The 14,931-nt window shown below is 59.6% G+C and carries 14 protein-coding genes and 1 tRNA gene; 7 read left to right on the top strand and 8 right to left on the bottom strand.

Annotated features, from left to right (window positions below):
- Positions 1 to 119: 119 nt before the first annotated feature.
- Positions 120 to 1,577 carry a M10 family metallopeptidase gene (locus tag R1W00_RS17740; protein ID WP_317264113.1) on the top strand — a complete coding sequence of 486 codons (1,458 nt, stop codon included), beginning with the start codon at positions 120 to 122 and terminating at the stop codon, positions 1,575 to 1,577.
- Between the two features lie 7 nt (positions 1,578 to 1,584).
- Here the strand turns inward: R1W00_RS17740 and R1W00_RS17735 are convergent, their stop codons facing one another.
- Both R1W00_RS17735 and R1W00_RS17730 read right to left on the bottom strand, forming a co-directional pair.
- Positions 1,585 to 2,247, bottom strand: a complete 663-nt coding sequence (locus tag R1W00_RS17735) for an ABC transporter ATP-binding protein (protein ID WP_317264112.1) — start codon at positions 2,245 to 2,247, stop codon at positions 1,585 to 1,587.
- Positions 2,244 to 3,416 carry a hypothetical protein gene (locus tag R1W00_RS17730; protein WP_317264111.1) on the bottom strand — a complete coding sequence of 391 codons (1,173 nt, stop codon included), beginning with the start codon at positions 3,414 to 3,416 and terminating at the stop codon, positions 2,244 to 2,246. Before R1W00_RS17730 ends, R1W00_RS17735 begins: the two co-directional genes overlap by 4 nt.
- Before the next feature lie 85 nt (positions 3,417 to 3,501).
- On the opposite strand from R1W00_RS17730, the gene R1W00_RS17725 reads away from it, so the two are divergent.
- Positions 3,502 to 4,290 (top strand): ABC transporter permease, encoded by a 789-nt coding sequence (locus tag R1W00_RS17725; protein WP_317264110.1) that lies wholly within the window; start codon positions 3,502 to 3,504, stop codon positions 4,288 to 4,290.
- Here the strand turns inward: R1W00_RS17725 and R1W00_RS17720 are convergent, their stop codons facing one another.
- Entirely contained in the window at positions 4,291 to 6,870 is a 2,580-nt protein-coding gene (locus R1W00_RS17720; RefSeq protein ID WP_317264109.1) for a calcium-binding protein, read from the bottom strand.
- A 174-nt stretch (positions 6,871 to 7,044) separates the two neighbouring features.
- Between R1W00_RS17720 and R1W00_RS17715 the strand changes: the two genes are divergently transcribed.
- A complete protein-coding gene (locus R1W00_RS17715) occupies positions 7,045 to 7,722 on the top strand; it encodes a sugar transferase (RefSeq protein WP_317264108.1) in 678 nt (225 codons plus the stop codon).
- Here R1W00_RS17715 and R1W00_RS17710 read toward each other — a convergent pair.
- Positions 7,679 to 8,716 carry a LacI family DNA-binding transcriptional regulator gene (locus R1W00_RS17710; RefSeq protein WP_317264107.1) on the bottom strand — a complete coding sequence of 346 codons (1,038 nt, stop codon included), beginning with the start codon at positions 8,714 to 8,716 and terminating at the stop codon, positions 7,679 to 7,681. The two genes, R1W00_RS17715 and R1W00_RS17710, sit on opposite strands and share 44 nt — an antisense overlap.
- Positions 8,717 to 8,853: 137 nt before the next feature.
- On the opposite strand from R1W00_RS17710, the gene R1W00_RS17705 reads away from it, so the two are divergent.
- Positions 8,854 to 8,930, top strand: a tRNA-Arg gene (locus R1W00_RS17705).
- A gap of 13 nt (positions 8,931 to 8,943) precedes the next feature.
- On the opposite strand, the gene R1W00_RS17700 is transcribed toward R1W00_RS17705, so the two are convergent.
- The 4 genes from R1W00_RS17700 to R1W00_RS17685 all read right to left on the bottom strand — a co-directional run bounded on the left by R1W00_RS17700 (position 8,944) and on the right by R1W00_RS17685 (position 12,280).
- The gene (locus tag R1W00_RS17700; protein WP_317264106.1) at positions 8,944 to 9,954 is read right to left on the bottom strand and encodes an NAD-dependent epimerase/dehydratase family protein; all 1,011 of its coding nucleotides are present in this window, start codon (positions 9,952 to 9,954) and stop codon (positions 8,944 to 8,946) included.
- A gap of 1 nt (position 9,955) precedes the next feature.
- Complete coding sequence (locus R1W00_RS17695; RefSeq protein ID WP_317264105.1) at positions 9,956 to 11,122, bottom strand: nucleotide sugar dehydrogenase; 1,167 nt, start codon at positions 11,120 to 11,122, stop codon at positions 9,956 to 9,958.
- A 188-nt stretch (positions 11,123 to 11,310) separates the two neighbouring features.
- Complete coding sequence (locus tag R1W00_RS17690; protein ID WP_317264104.1) at positions 11,311 to 12,018, bottom strand: helix-turn-helix domain-containing protein; 708 nt, start codon at positions 12,016 to 12,018, stop codon at positions 11,311 to 11,313.
- Positions 11,990 to 12,280 carry a hypothetical protein gene (locus R1W00_RS17685; RefSeq protein ID WP_317264103.1) on the bottom strand — a complete coding sequence of 97 codons (291 nt, stop codon included), beginning with the start codon at positions 12,278 to 12,280 and terminating at the stop codon, positions 11,990 to 11,992. The genes R1W00_RS17690 and R1W00_RS17685 overlap by 29 nt, the downstream gene beginning before the upstream one ends.
- 162 nt (positions 12,281 to 12,442) lie before the next feature.
- On the opposite strand from R1W00_RS17685, the gene R1W00_RS17680 reads away from it, so the two are divergent.
- The 3 genes from R1W00_RS17680 (at position 12,443) to R1W00_RS17670 (ending at position 14,927) form a co-directional block, all read left to right on the top strand.
- Positions 12,443 to 12,970, top strand: coding sequence for a hypothetical protein (locus R1W00_RS17680; RefSeq protein WP_317264102.1), 528 nt, complete (start codon positions 12,443 to 12,445; stop codon positions 12,968 to 12,970).
- A 111-nt stretch (positions 12,971 to 13,081) separates the two neighbouring features.
- Positions 13,082 to 13,723 carry a ribonuclease HII gene (locus tag R1W00_RS17675; RefSeq protein ID WP_317264101.1) on the top strand — a complete coding sequence of 214 codons (642 nt, stop codon included), beginning with the start codon at positions 13,082 to 13,084 and terminating at the stop codon, positions 13,721 to 13,723.
- A 91-nt stretch (positions 13,724 to 13,814) separates the two neighbouring features.
- The gene (locus R1W00_RS17670; protein WP_317264100.1) at positions 13,815 to 14,927 is read left to right on the top strand and encodes a site-specific DNA-methyltransferase; all 1,113 of its coding nucleotides are present in this window, start codon (positions 13,815 to 13,817) and stop codon (positions 14,925 to 14,927) included.
- Positions 14,928 to 14,931 lie beyond the last annotated feature (4 nt).

The following is a 14,931-nucleotide window of genomic DNA, read 5'->3' as shown; positions in this document are numbered from 1 at the left end:
GGAGCACCCCCATAAGGAGAGACGCTAAGGACAAATTGTTGACAAACAGTTGTTGTAGTAACATCGATACAACAGCAGAAACGAGTTCATTCACTTTCGTGTCAATTATTGGTGGTCCTATGTATCGAAACGCTCCCGTTCAGAAAATCAACGCCGATTATGCGGTTGGCAGCACGTCTGCGACCAAGCCGACCTACACCCCGGACGAAATCGCCAATTATCTGACAAGCGTGTTCTGGAGCGAGCGTTCCTTTGACGTCACGACCGGCGGCACGATCACCTATGTGTTCAACGACATCAGTGAAGAGGCCGAGATGCTGGCCCGTTACGCGATGGACGCATGGTCGGACGTCATGGGCATTGAGTTTGTCGAGGTGGAAGCCTTCCCCGCCGACCTGATCTTTCGTGACAGCGATCCGTCGGGCGCCTATTCGACCTCCAGCACCGCGGGCGGCGTGATCAACTATTCGATCGTGAACATCCCCCAAAACTGGATCGACGCATACGGCACCACTCTGGACAGCTATTCGTTCCAAACCTTCATCCACGAAATCGGGCACGCCATCGGTCTGGGTCACGCGGGGGATTACAACGGCTCTGCGGGCTGGCTGACCGACGCGGAATACACCAATGACAGCTGGCAGATGACGGTGATGTCGTACTTTAGCCAGACCGACAACCCGACCGTCGACGCCAGCTTTGCCTACATCATCACCCCGATGTTGGCCGATATTATCGCGATGCAGTACCTGTATGGCGACTCGATCACCGTGAACACCGGCGACACGACATACGGCGCGAACTCGAACCTCGACGGGTACATGGGCGATCTGTTCGGCATCATGTTCGACGGTGAAAGCAATCCCGCGATCTATTCCGGCGGTCCGGTGGCCTTTACCATCAACGATGACGGTGGGATTGACACATTCGATTTCTCGACCGTCAGCGACGACCAGAACCTCGATCTGAACGAAGACGCAATTTCCGACGTGGCCGGTCTGACCGGCAACCTGATCATCGGGCGCGGCACCGTGATCGAAAACGGTATGACCGGCGCGGGCGATGACCGTCTGACCGGCAACGATGTCGACAACGTCCTGAGCAGTGGCGCGGGCGAAGATACCGTTCTGGGCAACGGCGGTAACGACGACATGTCGGGCGGCGCAGATCGCGATATCATGGCCGGTGGCACGGGCGGTGATGCGATCAATGGCGATGACGGCAATGACTTCCTGTTTGGCGGCAGTGGTGCCGATGACATGCAGGGCGATACCGGCAACGACTTTATCTTTGGTGGCGCAGGCGAAGACACGCTTAACGGTGGCAGCGGGAACGACAAGCTGTTTGGCGGAGGCGATGCGGACGTCTTTGTGTTCGATCTTGCCGATGGGGACGACACCATCCGCGACTTTGACGACGGCGTTGACACCATCGAGATCAGCGGCGGCATCACGTTCAACGATCTCAGCATCTCGGACGTGACCGAGGGTGCTTTGGTGACCTTTGGCACGACGTCGGTCACGGTCATCGGTCTGGATGCGTTGGATCTGACGACCGACGATTTCACCTTTGTCTAAACGGGGCCTAGCCGTGACTGCGGCATAGGTCCTGATGATGGCGAATGGCCTGATCAATATCTGAATAGAACGTAAGGCGGCCGTGATCCAACACGGCCGCCTTATCGCATAAACGCTGCACCAGACCTAGGGCATGGGTCACGATGATCGCCCCGCTGTGTTGCAGGCGCTCGTGGAACAAGGCCTCGCTCTTGCGTTTGAATTCCGCGTCACCGACCGATGTGACCTCATCCACCAGATAGGTATCAAACGGGATCGCCATCGACACGGCAAAGGCCAGTCGCGCGCGCATACCCGCGGAATAGGTTTTGACCGGCGTGTGGAAATGCGCGCCAAGGCCCGTGAACCGCGCCACCGCGTCCAACATTTCATCCGTATCGACCCCTTGGATGCGCGCGATGAACCGCGCGTTTTGCGCGCCAGACAGATCGCCATGAAAACTGCCCGCGAACCCGACGGGCCAGGACACGCGACCGGTTTTGACAATCTGCCCGTCGTCGGGGTCCATCGTGCCCGCGATCATACGCAGCAGGCTGCTTTTGCCCGCGCCGTTCCGGCCCAGCAACGCCGTCGCCCCGCGGGTTTCAAACGTGGCGTTTAGCCCGTCCGCGACAACCGTTCGCACGCCGTTCACCAGATAGGATTTCGACAGGTTGTGCAGACGGATCATCGCCGGTCCCGCAAGCTATAATAAACCAACGCCAGCACGGCCCAGCCAAGGATCAACGCCGCCGCCGCCAATCCCATGATCGGCCAACGACCGGGAAATTCGGCGGTATCTGCACGGGTCGGTCCAACATAGGGTGTCAGGTACCGCGTTTGACGATCCGCACGGGCGCGCGCGACCTCAAGCGCGGTTTGGGCGGACAGATAGGATTTCTCGGCATATTCCAGATCGACCTGTAGCGTTTCAAATTCGGCCATCACCGCCGAATAGGCGCCAGTTCCCGTGCCGAACAACGCCTTTTCCTCGGCAATGCGCCGTTCAATCGCGGATTTGCGCCGCGCGGCTTGTGCCAAACGGGGATCGTTGGTGCGTGTGGTTTCCTGTAGCATCGACAGTTCAATCTCGGCATCCGTGCGTTGCTGGCGCAGATCGGACAACAGGGCCATGCGCGTCGCGATATCCGCCGCCGGATCAACGATTTGTGTGCGTGTGCGGAATTCCATCATGGCAAGGCGCGCGGATTTCAGACGTTCCACCGTGCGGTTCAATTCGACCTGCGCGTGGTAAATGGAATCGGCACGCGCCTGATCAGACAGGTGGTTGATCAGCGCGCTAGCCTCATCACTGATCGCTGTGGCAATCGCTTGGGCGTCCTCGGGTGCAAAGGCCGTCACCCGCAACCGGATCAGTGCGTTTTGCGGATCGTGCCAGACATGCACATGCCGGTTCCAACGGGCAAGCATCAGCGCGCTGTCGACCTGATCCGGCAGGCCGAAAAACCAATCGCCGCGACCGCCCAAGAGGGCACCCAGATCCACCGCGCGATCCACCCGCGCGATGATATCCGGCCCCTCGATATAGGCGCGCAGGATTTCGGCGTCCGCACCGTTCCCGCCTCCGATCTCGGCAATCCCCCCAAGGAAATCGAGCGCCGCCGGCGTCTCTTCGCGCTGGATCGACAGTTCAACATGGGATGCATAGCGATCCGCCGCCACGCCCCACAGGTAATAGCCCAGCACATCCAGCGGGATCAGGACCAGCAAAACAAAGCTGGCAATCAATCCCAGATGCCGCCGCCGCGGACGCGCCGCGCGGGCCAGCCCGAGGGACGCAATCGCGTCCTTGGTCGACTTGGGGACAGAGTGAAATCCGATATGGCGTGCAACGGTCAAGGGCGGCCCCGCTAAGAATGGATTCAGGAATGACTGATACGTCGTTGGGCACACCGTGCGCGGTTTTGGTTGAGAAAGGGTTGATATGGCCAGACAGATCCCCGTCCTGCGAATGCCCCAAACGGCGCGGGCCGTTTCCGCCCTGATCCTGCGTGAGGTGGCGGCGACGCATGGCCAATCCATCGGCGGCTATGCTTGGGCCATTCTAGAGCCCGTCGCGGGGATCGCGTTGCTGAGCCTGATCTTTTCGATGGCCTTTGCCGCGCCGCCCTTGGGTCAGAACTTTGCCCTTTTTTATGCGACCGGATTTTTGCCGTTCATGATGTATCTGGACCTGTCGCAAAAGGTGTCCGTCGCGATCCGGTATAATAAGCCTTTGCTATTCTATCCGGGCGTCACGTTTCTGGACGCGTTGATCGCGCGGTGGGCCTTGGCGGCGTTGACCCATGCCTTGGTCGCGGCGATTGTGTTTGGCGGGCTGTTCGCCATCTATGACACCGGCGAGCGGATCGATGCGCGTTATATCGCGGGGGCCTTTGTGTTGACCGCCTGTCTGGGCCTTGGGGTGGGGGCGTTGAACTGTGCGCTGCTCTCCCTGTTCCCCACGTGGGAACGGATTTGGGCCGTCGCGAACCGGCCATTGTTCATCGTCTCGTCGATCTTTTTCCTGCCAAGCAGCCTGCCCGAACCCTATCAGTCCTTGGTCACGTGGAATCCGCTGGTTCATGTGATTGCGATGATGCGGCGCGGGTTTTATGGCCTCTACCGGCCTGAATTCCTGTCGGCGGGCTATGTTTTGGCGGTGTCAGGCGGATGCATGTTTGTCGGCGTCGCCCTGTTGCGGCGTCATTACCGGCGGGTTCTGAACGCGTGATCAGATGAACCAGAAATCATCGGCGGCCAGATCATCCACCCCGTAAACACGGATGGTGTGATCGGCATAGGTGACGTCGACATAGGCCCCACCTGCATCTGTCCCGTCAATCAGGGTCAGCCCGTTATAGCCACCCGATACGCCCTTGAGCCGGATCAGATCGCCGTCCTCAAAATCGGTGATCGTGTCGACTTCGGCGCTTGTGAATTCGTTGAACACAAAGACATCGACGCCGGTTCCGCCCGTCAGGACATCGTCCCCCGTGCCGCCGTTCAACGTGTCGTTCCCCGCATCCCCGACCATTGTATCCGCACCCTCACCACCGGCCAGAAAGTCGTGCCCGTCTCCGCCGTACAGCTCATCATCAAAGGACCCTCCGCCGATTTCGTCATTCCCCGCGCCACCGTAAATCGTGTCCTTGCCCGTGCCGCCGCCAAGGCTATCGTCTCCATCCTCGCCATAGACCAGATCGTTGCCATAGCTGCCTGCCATGGTGTCATTGCCAGACCCGCCATATTCGACATCGGCACCGTACCCGCCACTGGTCACATCATCGCCATCGCCTGCATGGATCGTGTCGTTGTCATTGCCCGAGCCGATGATGTCATGCCCCGCGCCGCCCCACAGGTCGTCATCGCCATCCCCGCCACCGATGCTGTCATTACCCAAACCACCGTCGACAAAATCATCCCCCGCAGAGGCCGAGATCGTATCATCCCCGTCCTCGCCATAGAGGCTATCATTGCCGTCTTGGCCCAGCACCTCATCATGATCGCTACCGGCATAGAGGACGTCATGTCCATCACCGCCCTCTAGCCGGTCGCGACCACCCCCACCGTCCAATGTATCGTTTCCCCCGCGCCCGCATATCCGGTCGCCCCCATCGCCGCCGAACAGGATGTTATCCGCACCATCCCCGCAGAGCGTGTCTGCAAACGCACTGCCGATCAGACCTTCAATGTCGTAAAACACGTCCCCCGCGGCGTCGCCCGTTCCGCCCTCCGAGGCCGTCAGGTCCAAATTTATCCCGGCACTCGCGCCGCTATAATCGATCAGATCCACCCCCGCGCCACCCTGAAACGTGTCGGCCCCGTCGCTGGCCCGCAAGGTGTCGTTCCCGCCAAGGCCCCAAACCACGCCGCCACCCGTCGGGGCGTTCAGGACATCATCGCCCTCGGTCCCGACCACGTCGCCGGGCAAGGGCGTCGCGGCGATGAACACCGGCACATGGGTCGCGTTGACAATGGACGCCGTGCCCAGCATCGCCGCCGTGATCGGCGCGCCATCGCTGCTGATCAACACGATGTCCTCACCATAGACGCTCAGGATTGCGCCATTCGATGTGGGCGTGACCAAGATCGACGAGATATCCCGCACTAGACCGAATGCCGACAGGTCCAGCGCATCCTGCCCAACCGTGAAATCAGTGATCGTGTCCGTGCTGCCATCCGGTTTCAGGATAAAGATATCCGCGCCTGCCCCGCCCGTCAGGCTATCGGCACCTGCCGTGTCGATCAGGACATCGTTGCCGGCGCCGCCAACCGTCCCACCCATCACGCCCAGCATCGCCGGATCAAGGTCAAAGCGCGTCAGGCCCGCCTCGGACTGGGACATGACCAGCACCTGAACCGATGCGCCATCCTGAACCACCTCGATCCCCGAGATATTGTCCAGCGTCGTGCCCGTCGTGTCCGCCACCGTCTGAAGATGTACCAGATGCCCGTCTGGCGTCAGGCTAAACAGGCTAAGCCCGTCATCCCCGCCCGAGGTCAGGATGAACGCCTTTCCGTCGACCTGAAACACCTCAACGATCAGGGCCCCGTCAAACCGCGTGTTCAAATCGTCGATCACATGATCGGTGACGGTCATCGCGCCGCTCTCGGCGATGTGTAGGATGGTCAGACTGTTGCTATCGGCGGCGGTGACGATGGCAAAGGCGGCACCGTTGATCGTGACGGTCTGAATGTCGGTGGGCGTGTTGATCGACAGGCCCTGTTCCGGCGACAGGGCCTGGATCGCGGTCAGGGTACCGTTCGCGGCGACGCTATAGGTCGTGACCGCCTGATCCTCGGCCGAAATCCCGATCATCAGGGTGGCGTCCCCCACAGTCACCACCGACATCCCGTCCAGAGGCGCAACAGCGGGCTGTGAGGCGCGCAAGGTTGCCGTGCCGCCCGAGACATCGAAAACGTATAAACCGCCCTCTGCGGGCGCCAGAATGACCGTGTCGGCGCCCACCGCGACGACCTCAACCGCATCGGGACTGGTCCCGCTGCGGTAATGGTAGAGCGTTTCGGAATCGCCGGACGAGAGCACATCCGCCAGATCATCCGCATCCAACACGATGTCCGTCGGGCCGATATCAAACGTCACCGCGTTCACACCCGACGCGGGGAAATCCGTGACCGATGTGACACTGATCCCCCCGCCCGATAGGGACAGGGTGATGCGCCGTCCTGTGGCGCTGTCGACGATGACAATGTCGCCAGAACCCGTGCCGTCCACCGACACCCGCGCAACCGTCATCGGACCGCCAAACGCGCTGCCCGTGACCGTGCCTATCGGGGTCAAAACATCCATAACCCACCCAAATTCCATGCGCCCCCACGCATAGGATCACTCTGGCGGGCGGGTCTTAACGGTGACCTGCCGAAATAGGGCGCTTTCGCGACCTTTGGTTTGAATGCGTCAGGTCTTTAGGGGGTTGGAAACCTTTTTGCCCGAACGTGAACCCGTAAACAGCGGGGGCATGATATGCGCAGACTTTTTGACATCGGGTTCGGGGTTTTGTTGATCCCCCTTGTGGTGCCTTTGGTCGCGGTTCTGGCCGCACTGGTCTGGACCTGTGACGGGCGGCCGGTGTTTTACAAATCCCGCCGGATGCATTCGATGACGCAGGATTTCCAGATGTGGAAACTGCGCACCATGTCCGCTTCCCGCGGACCGGATCGCCATTTTGACCGCGCTGTTGAGCGGCGTGTGACGGGCCTTGGCGCGGTGCTGCGCCGTCACCGGTTGGATGAAATGCCCCAGCTGTGGAACCTCTTGCGCGGGGACATCACGTTGATCGGAACGCGCCCGCCGCTGCCCGCGCATGTCCGCGCCTGCCCTGATTTGTTCCGTGAGGTTCTGGAAACACCGCCGGGTCTAACCGGCCTAGCCACGCTGACCTTTTACGGGCATGAGGCGGCGATTCTGTCGGCCTGCCCAGACACATTAACCGCGCGACGGGTCTATCTGGACGGCCTGATGCCTGCAAAAATCACGCTGGATCGGGATTACAACGCCCTGCGCACATGGCAGAGCGACCTTCGCCTCTTGGCCCAGACCGCCTTGGTGCCGTTGCGAACGGACCCTGCGCCCTTACCGGCACCGGCCCGACACACGGTTAACGACGTTTTAGGGTCTGACCGAAATTCAGCGTCGGGGTAAGCTCCACCCGCTCGGACGCCTGATCCGCACCATCGGCAGTGCAATCCGCGATGATCTGGGCGGCTTTGACACCGATCTCACGGCGGCAGGCATCCATGGTCGCAATCCGCGGGTTGATCCCGTCCAACAGCTCGATCCCGTTAAAGCCCGCGATACCGATCTGTCCGGGAACCGAAATGCCCTTGTCCATGCAATAGAGCATCGCACCGGCCGCGATCATGTCGTTCGAGCAGTAGAGGAAATCCAGATCCGGCGTGCGCGCCAGCATCATCTCGGCCAGCTCGCGCCCTTTGGCAAGACCCGAACCGCCGGAATAGAATTCGTGATCCGCCATCTCGATCCCGGCTTTGGCGAGACCGGCGGTGAACCCTTCAAAGCGTTTGCGCGCGCGGTGGTCGAGCGGCATTTTGGTGCCGATGAACCCGATGCGCGTATAACCCGCCTTGACGATTTCCTGTGCCATCACGGTGCCCGCGCGACGATGGGAAATGCCCACGACACTGTCCACCGGTTCGCCATCGGTATCCATGATCTCGACGATGGGAATGCCCGCGTTTTTCAACATGGCGGTGGCCGCCTCGGAATGTTCGAGGCCCGCGATGATCACACCCGACGGGCGCCACGACAGCATCTCGAACAACACGGCCTCTTCGCGCTCGGGCTTGTAATGGGTGACGCCGACAACGGGTTGGAGCGGCGAGGCTTCAAGCACCTCGGAAATGCCCGTCATCACCTCGGGGAACACCATGTTCGACAGGGACGGGATAATCACACCAACCAGATTAACCCGCTGCGACGCCAACGCGCCTGCAATCTTGTTCGGCACATAGCCAAGCCGTTTGGACGCGGCCAACACCCGTTCGCGCGTCGCCTCGCTTACATCGCCGCGGTTACGCAAAACGCGGCTTACGGTCATTTCGCTAACGCCAGAGGCCTCGGAAACGTCCCGCAATGTCAGGGGGCGGCGGTTACGGGGCGGGGTCGACTCGGTCAATGGCTTACCCTTTTGATTTTTTCCACATTCATAGTTAGCGATAATAGTGAGGAATTTCCAAGCCCCTTACCGCCCCAGCGCAATCTTTCCGCGTGGGACTTGCAACACATGTGGTTTCCGGCAACAAAGCCCGTGACGGCCCCGTGGCTCAACTGGATAGAGCAGCCCCCTCCTAAGGGGCAGGTTGCAGGTTCGAATCCTGCCGGGGTCGCCACCTTGATTGGCGTTCAGACCTGATAGTAATCCCGATACCACGCGACGAATGCGGCGACGCCATCCTGAACGGTGGTCGTTGGCTTATGCCCTGTCAGACGTTCCAACAACGCCGTATCCGCCCATGTCGCGGGAACATCGCCCGCTTGCATCGGCATCAGGTTGCGTTCGGCGGTGACGCCGGTGGCCGTTTCAATCGCGGCGATGAAATCAGTCAGCTGCACCGGCGCGGCGTTGCCGATGTTCACCACACGGAACGGCGCGACGGGCGACAGGCTATTGCCCTCGGCCACGACACCATCGGCGGGGCGTTCGGGCGCGGCGTCGATGAGGCGGCGTATACCCTCGACCAAATCGTCGATATAGGTAAAGTCGCGCTTCATATCGCCGAAGTTATAAACGTCGATCGGGTCGCCTTCCAAAATCGCCTTGGTGAATTTGAACAGGGCCATATCGGGGCGCCCCCACGGCCCATAGACCGTAAAGAAACGGAACATCGTCACGGGCAGATCGAACAGATGAGCATAGCTGTGGGCCATGCTTTCGGTCGATTTCTTGGTGGCCGCATAGAACGACATCTGATGGTCGGCGCGCACGTCCTCGCGATAGGGCATCTCGGTATTGGCCCCATATGCGGAGGAGGTCGAGGCCAGCAACATGTGACGCGGCGGGTAGGCGCGCGCGGCCTCTAGCAATTCGAAGGTGCCGATGATGTTGCTTTCCAGATAGGCGCGCGGGTTTTCAATCGAATAGCGCACGCCCGCCTGCGCCGCCAAATGGACGACCACATCGGGTTTCTCTTCCTCAAAAAGGCGCATCAACAGGCCGGGATCCTCGACCATGCCATGGACGGACCGATAGCCCTCGGATTGCAGCAAACCCGCCTCGCGCCGTTCTTTCAGGGCGACGTCATAGTAATCGGACAGACAGTCCAGCCCGATGACGCGCCACCCCTCATCCAACAAGCGGCGGCAGACAAACGAACCAATAAAACCGGCCGCGCCGGTGACTAGTGCAGTGGGCATATCAATCAGACTCAAACAGATCTCGGGTGAACACTTTGTCCGACACATCGCGGATGTCGTCGGTCAGACGGTTGGCGATGATCAGATCGGCGCGCTCTTTAAAGGCCTCCAGATCATTCACAACGGGCGAGCGGAAAAATTCGTCCTCATCCAAAACGGGCTCATAGACGATCACCTCAACCCCTTTGGCCTTGAGGCGCTTCATGATGCCTTGGATCGAGGATTGACGAAAGTTATCCGACCCTGCCTTCATGACCAGACGATAGATGCCGACGATCTTTGGTCCGCGCATTAGGATCTGGTCGGACAGGAAATCCTTGCGCGTGCGGTTTGCATCCACAATTGCGCGGATCAGGTTCTGGGGCACGTGGTTGTAGTTCGCCAGCAACTGCTTGGTATCTTTGGGCAAGCAATAGCCACCATAGCCAAAGGACGGGTTGTTGTAATGCGACCCGATACGCGGATCTAAACCGATGCCGTTGATGATCTGGCGCGTGTCCATACCGGCGGCCATGGCATAGCTGTCGAGTTCGTTAAAAAACGCCACCCGCATCGCAAGGTAGGTGTTTGCAAACAGTTTGACCGCCTCGGCCTCGCGGCTATCGGTGAACAGGACCTCGACATCCTTTTTCACCGCACCTTGCAGCAAAAGATCGGCGAAGACCTTCGCGCGCTCGGACTGTTCTCCCACGATGATGCGCGAGGGATAGAGGTTGTCATAAAGCGCACGCCCCTCACGCAGGAATTCGGGCGAAAACACAATGTTGTCGCTGTCCATCTCGAACCGTAGGTTGTCGACATAGCCCACGGGGATGGTCGATTTGATGATGATCGTCGCCTCGTCATTGACCGCAAGAACCTGCGACACGACGGTCTCGACACTGGAGGTGTCGAAATAGTTGGTCTTGGGGTCATAGTTCGTCGGCGTTGCCACAATGACGAAATCCGCGTCCCGATAGGCCGTGGCCGCATCGGTCGTTGCCGTCAGGTTCAGGTCCTTGTTCGCCAAGAAATCTTCGAGATCCTCATCCACGATCGGACATGTGCGCGCGTTCACCATCTCGACCCGCTCGGGCGTCACGTCGACGGCTACAACGGTGTTGTGCTGTGCCAACAGAACCGCATTCGACAGCCCGACATACCCAAGGCCCGCAACCGCAATCTTCATCCCACAAACCTACCTGCTGTCACCACTTGCGCTGTGACAATGCTGCGAAATCGCAGCATTTTTCGGGCACGAATGGTGTTTTTAGATGGGTTTTGGATATAACGAGCAATCGCGCACGAAAACAGGGTTTTCGTTGGGGGGGCAGGAAATTTACATGCCAAGGGTCCGCACGCCCATCACCGAAAAGATCAGATCATCCGAATGACGTCTTTGTCGATCGACAGCATATAGCCCTTGCGCGCGATGTTCTTGATCAACAGCTCGCTCATCATCTGGTTGCCAAGGGCATCGCGCAGACGTTTGATCCGTGTGGCACCGGCGGCCTCTTCGCAATCGGTGGCGTCACGCCCTGAAATCACGGCCTCGATCTGTGAGCCGGTCAGGATATCGTCATCCATCCGCGCCTCGGCCAGAACCGACAGGGTCTCGATCGCGGCGGGGGTCAGCTTGAATTCCATGTTGTTCAGAATGACCGCGTTTTCGCCGCGACTGATCAACAGAGACGACACCTCGATCCCGCGACGCTGAATTTCGCTCATCCGGCGATTGAGGTTGATGATCGTCACCAGAAACACAAACGCCGCCACCATAAGGGCCGTCGCAAACACCATCAGGACAAAGATGATCATCCGATAGGATTGAAGCACATCCGCAAAGGCCGAGCCCGATTGCGCAAGAATTTCCAACAGGCTGATTTCCGCACCGGACCGCAGGTCGTCGTTTTCCACAAAGATGCGCTCAACCTGCTCGTTGAACACATTCGCATCGGGCAGGTTCGTGAACAGCAACAGAGCCGCCGAAAACAGGATCACGACAATCGCGGCAATTCCCGCCCCCACGATGGGGAACGGTCGGCGCGTCGCGGTCTCAGTATTTAAGGTAGAACTTTCCGGCACTCGACTTCCTCTCGGCCAAACCATCCTGCGCGAATGTGGACATAACATTCAGCAACTGCCACCCGTCCTTTTCCAGCTTGCGCGAGATTTCGCGCGCCGCCGCATCGCGGGAGGTACAGGATTGATCGGACAGTTCAATGACGCCGTAGTGCAGGCGCAAAGGCTTTTCGCGTTTGGCCTTATAGTCGGCATAGCACGCCGCCTGCGCCGGAAGAGCAAGCGCGGTCAGGGCCAGACCCAATATGAGAGAGCGGATTTTCATGCCTCAATCATGGGTGAGACGGGCGTGCTATTCAATATCATCGGGGTCGTAAGGGGCGCTAGACGATAACATTTGCCCGTTATTGCCTGTCTCGGCGGGTGGTCCCCATCGTCGGATCAGACAACGCACATCGTGCCACGCACCACCCGAAAGGACCACATCATGTTTCGCCCCGCACTTGCCCTGATCCTGTCCAGCGCCCTTGGCGTCACCACCTTTGCCGCGCCCGCACAGGCCGAAATCGACGAGGGCCTTTTGGCCGCGCTGGGGGCCGCTGCGGTGATCGGTCTGGCCCTGAATGTCGAACATAACCGCAAGGACAAAAACAAATCATCCACGACCGATGTTCAGAAATATCAGGAATACGATGACACCTCGGCGCATCAAATCACGCCGGCGCATGGCAATTACTACTACCCGAAGAACGGGAATGCCTACGGCCACCAGAACCCTAAGAACCCGCATTACAACACGTCGAAATCCCTGCCTCTGAAATGTCTGGTGAACACCCGTCAGGGCGGCAACCGCAAACAGGTGTTTTCCTATCAATGTCTGGCGAAATCCGGCGCGGTCCGCGACCTGCCCAAGAAATGCGCCACATGGGTGAAAACCAAATCCGGCCAGGTCCCCGGCTATAACGCGCAATGTCTGGTGAACCGCGGCTATGTCATCGGGAATTCGAAATACTGAGTTTGGCGTCGAGCAGTGCACGGGGAATGATCCCGTGGCGACACCTGGGCGGGGGGTAATTCCCCCGCCTTTTTTCTTGTGACCGCGCGCGGGGACGGGCATCACGGGAGCATGGCAGAGATTTTCATACCCGATTTCGAATTTGAACGCACCGCGTTGGCGAACGGGGCCACCATCGTGGCCGGTGTGGATGAGGTCGGGCGCGGCCCGCTGGCCGGTCCGGTGACGGCGGCGGCGGTGATCCTGAAGCCGAACGCGATCCCCGAGGGATTGAACGATTCAAAGAAGCTGACCGCGAAACGGCGGCAGGCTCTCTATGAGGTTCTGATGGAAACGGCGGACGTGTCCATCGCCCATGCCAGTGTCGAAGAGATTGACGAGATCAACATCCTAGAGGCCTCGCATCTGGCGATGCGCCGCGCGCTGGCCGGTTTGGGGCGGGCGGCGGACTATGCGCTGGTCGACGGGAACCGGATGCCCCGCGATATGCCCTGCGCAGGAGAGACGATCATCAAGGGCGACGCGCGATCCGTGTCGATTGCCGCCGCGTCGATCGTGGCCAAAACGGTGCGCGACGCATTGATGGTGGATTTAGCGCAACAGCACCCCGGCTATGGATGGGAAACCAACGCCGGATATGGGTCCAAGACGCATCTAGAGGCGCTTCGAAATCTTGGTGTCACCCCACACCATAGACGTTCGTTTAAGCCGGTACACAATATCTTGTATCAAGCGAAAACAGTAAGTCACTGATTCAAAAAAGAAATTGACGCCGAATCACCTTTGACTCATCTTTGTAGGCAACAAAACGACGCCAAAAATGGCGCGATTGTATGAGGCAGAGATGAAAACCATGACTAAGAAACAGGGGGCGCCTGCGCTCCCGCTCAATCAGATATTGGCCGGTGACTGCGTGGAGGTGATGAACAGCCTCCCGGAAAACTCTGTTGACCTGATCTTTGCCGACCCGCCCTATAACCTGCAGCTGAAGGGCGAATTGCACCGCCCCGACAACTCGCGGGTGGATGCGGTTGATGATGCATGGGATCAATTCGACACCTTCGCCGCCTATGACCGGTTCACCAACGCGTGGCTCAAGGCCGCTCGCCGTATCCTGAAACCGAACGGCGCGATCTGGGTGATCGGGTCCTACCACAACATTTTCCGTGTTGGCGCAGCGTTGCAAAACCACGGCTATTGGATCCTGAACGACGTTGTCTGGCGCAAGTCGAACCCGATGCCGAACTTCCGCGGCAAACGTCTGACCAACGCGCATGAGACGATGATCTGGGCCTCCAAGCAGGAAGCCAGCAAGTACACCTTTAACTACGAAGCTCTGAAATCGTTGAATGACGGCGTTCAGATGCGCTCGGACTGGGTTCTGCCGATCTGTACGGGCCATGAGCGCCTGAAAGACGAAAACGGCGACAAGGCGCATCCGACGCAGAAACCGGAATCCCTGTTGCACCGCGTTCTGGTCGCAAGCACCAACCCCGGCGATGTCGTCCTTGACCCGTTCTTTGGCACCGGCACCACGGGTGCTGTGGCGAAAATGCTGGGCCGTGAATTCATCGGGATCGAGCGCGAAGAGGCCTATCGCAAGGTCGCAGCTAAGCGCATCGAGAACACCCGCAAATTCGACCGCGAGGCCCTGTCGGTCTCGCAATCCAAACGCGCCGAGCCGCGCGTGCCTTTCGGCCAGTTGGTCGAACGCGGCATGCTTCGCCCGGGTGAGGTTCTGACGTCCCCGCGCGGCAAAACCGCCAAGGTCCGCGCCGATGGCACGCTGGTCGCACAAGACGTCAAAGGCTCGATCCATCAGGTCGGCGCGGCGCTTGAGGGCGCGCCCAGCTGTAACGGATGGACCTATTGGTCGTTCAAACGCGAAGGTCAAACCGTCCCGATCGACGTTCTGCGTCAGCAGATCCGCTCGGAAATGGCGAACCGTCCCAACTAACGTC

Origin of the sequence: Rhodovulum sp. FJ3, assembly GCF_032918305.1 — a bacterium.
Lineage (GTDB): Bacteria > Pseudomonadota > Alphaproteobacteria > Rhodobacterales > Rhodobacteraceae > SAT37.
The sequence above is the reverse complement of the archived record's forward strand: the minus strand, read 5'-3'. Positions and strand labels throughout refer to the sequence as shown.

Bases quoted from the DNA above. Each gene is read 5' to 3' on its own strand.
- R1W00_RS17735 (WP_317264112.1), bottom strand. From the start codon at position 2,247: ATGATCCGTCTGCACAACCTGTCGAAATCCTATCTGGTGAACGGCGTG.
- R1W00_RS17685 (WP_317264103.1), bottom strand. From the start codon at position 12,280: ATGAAAATCCGCTCTCTCATATTGGGTCTGGCCCTGACCGCGCTTGCT.
- R1W00_RS17740 (WP_317264113.1), top strand. From the start codon at position 120: ATGTATCGAAACGCTCCCGTTCAGAAAATCAACGCCGATTATGCGGTT.
- R1W00_RS17695 (WP_317264105.1), bottom strand. From the start codon at position 11,122: ATGAAGATTGCGGTTGCGGGCCTTGGGTATGTCGGGCTGTCGAATGCG.
- R1W00_RS17715 (WP_317264108.1), top strand. From the start codon at position 7,045: ATGCGCAGACTTTTTGACATCGGGTTCGGGGTTTTGTTGATCCCCCTT.
- R1W00_RS17720 (WP_317264109.1), bottom strand. From the start codon at position 6,870: ATGGATGTTTTGACCCCGATAGGCACGGTCACGGGCAGCGCGTTTGGC.
- R1W00_RS17670 (WP_317264100.1), top strand. From the start codon at position 13,815: ATGAAAACCATGACTAAGAAACAGGGGGCGCCTGCGCTCCCGCTCAAT.
- R1W00_RS17725 (WP_317264110.1), top strand. From the start codon at position 3,502: ATGGCCAGACAGATCCCCGTCCTGCGAATGCCCCAAACGGCGCGGGCC.
- R1W00_RS17700 (WP_317264106.1), bottom strand. From the start codon at position 9,954: ATGCCCACTGCACTAGTCACCGGCGCGGCCGGTTTTATTGGTTCGTTT.
- R1W00_RS17680 (WP_317264102.1), top strand. From the start codon at position 12,443: ATGTTTCGCCCCGCACTTGCCCTGATCCTGTCCAGCGCCCTTGGCGTC.
- R1W00_RS17675 (WP_317264101.1), top strand. From the start codon at position 13,082: ATGGCAGAGATTTTCATACCCGATTTCGAATTTGAACGCACCGCGTTG.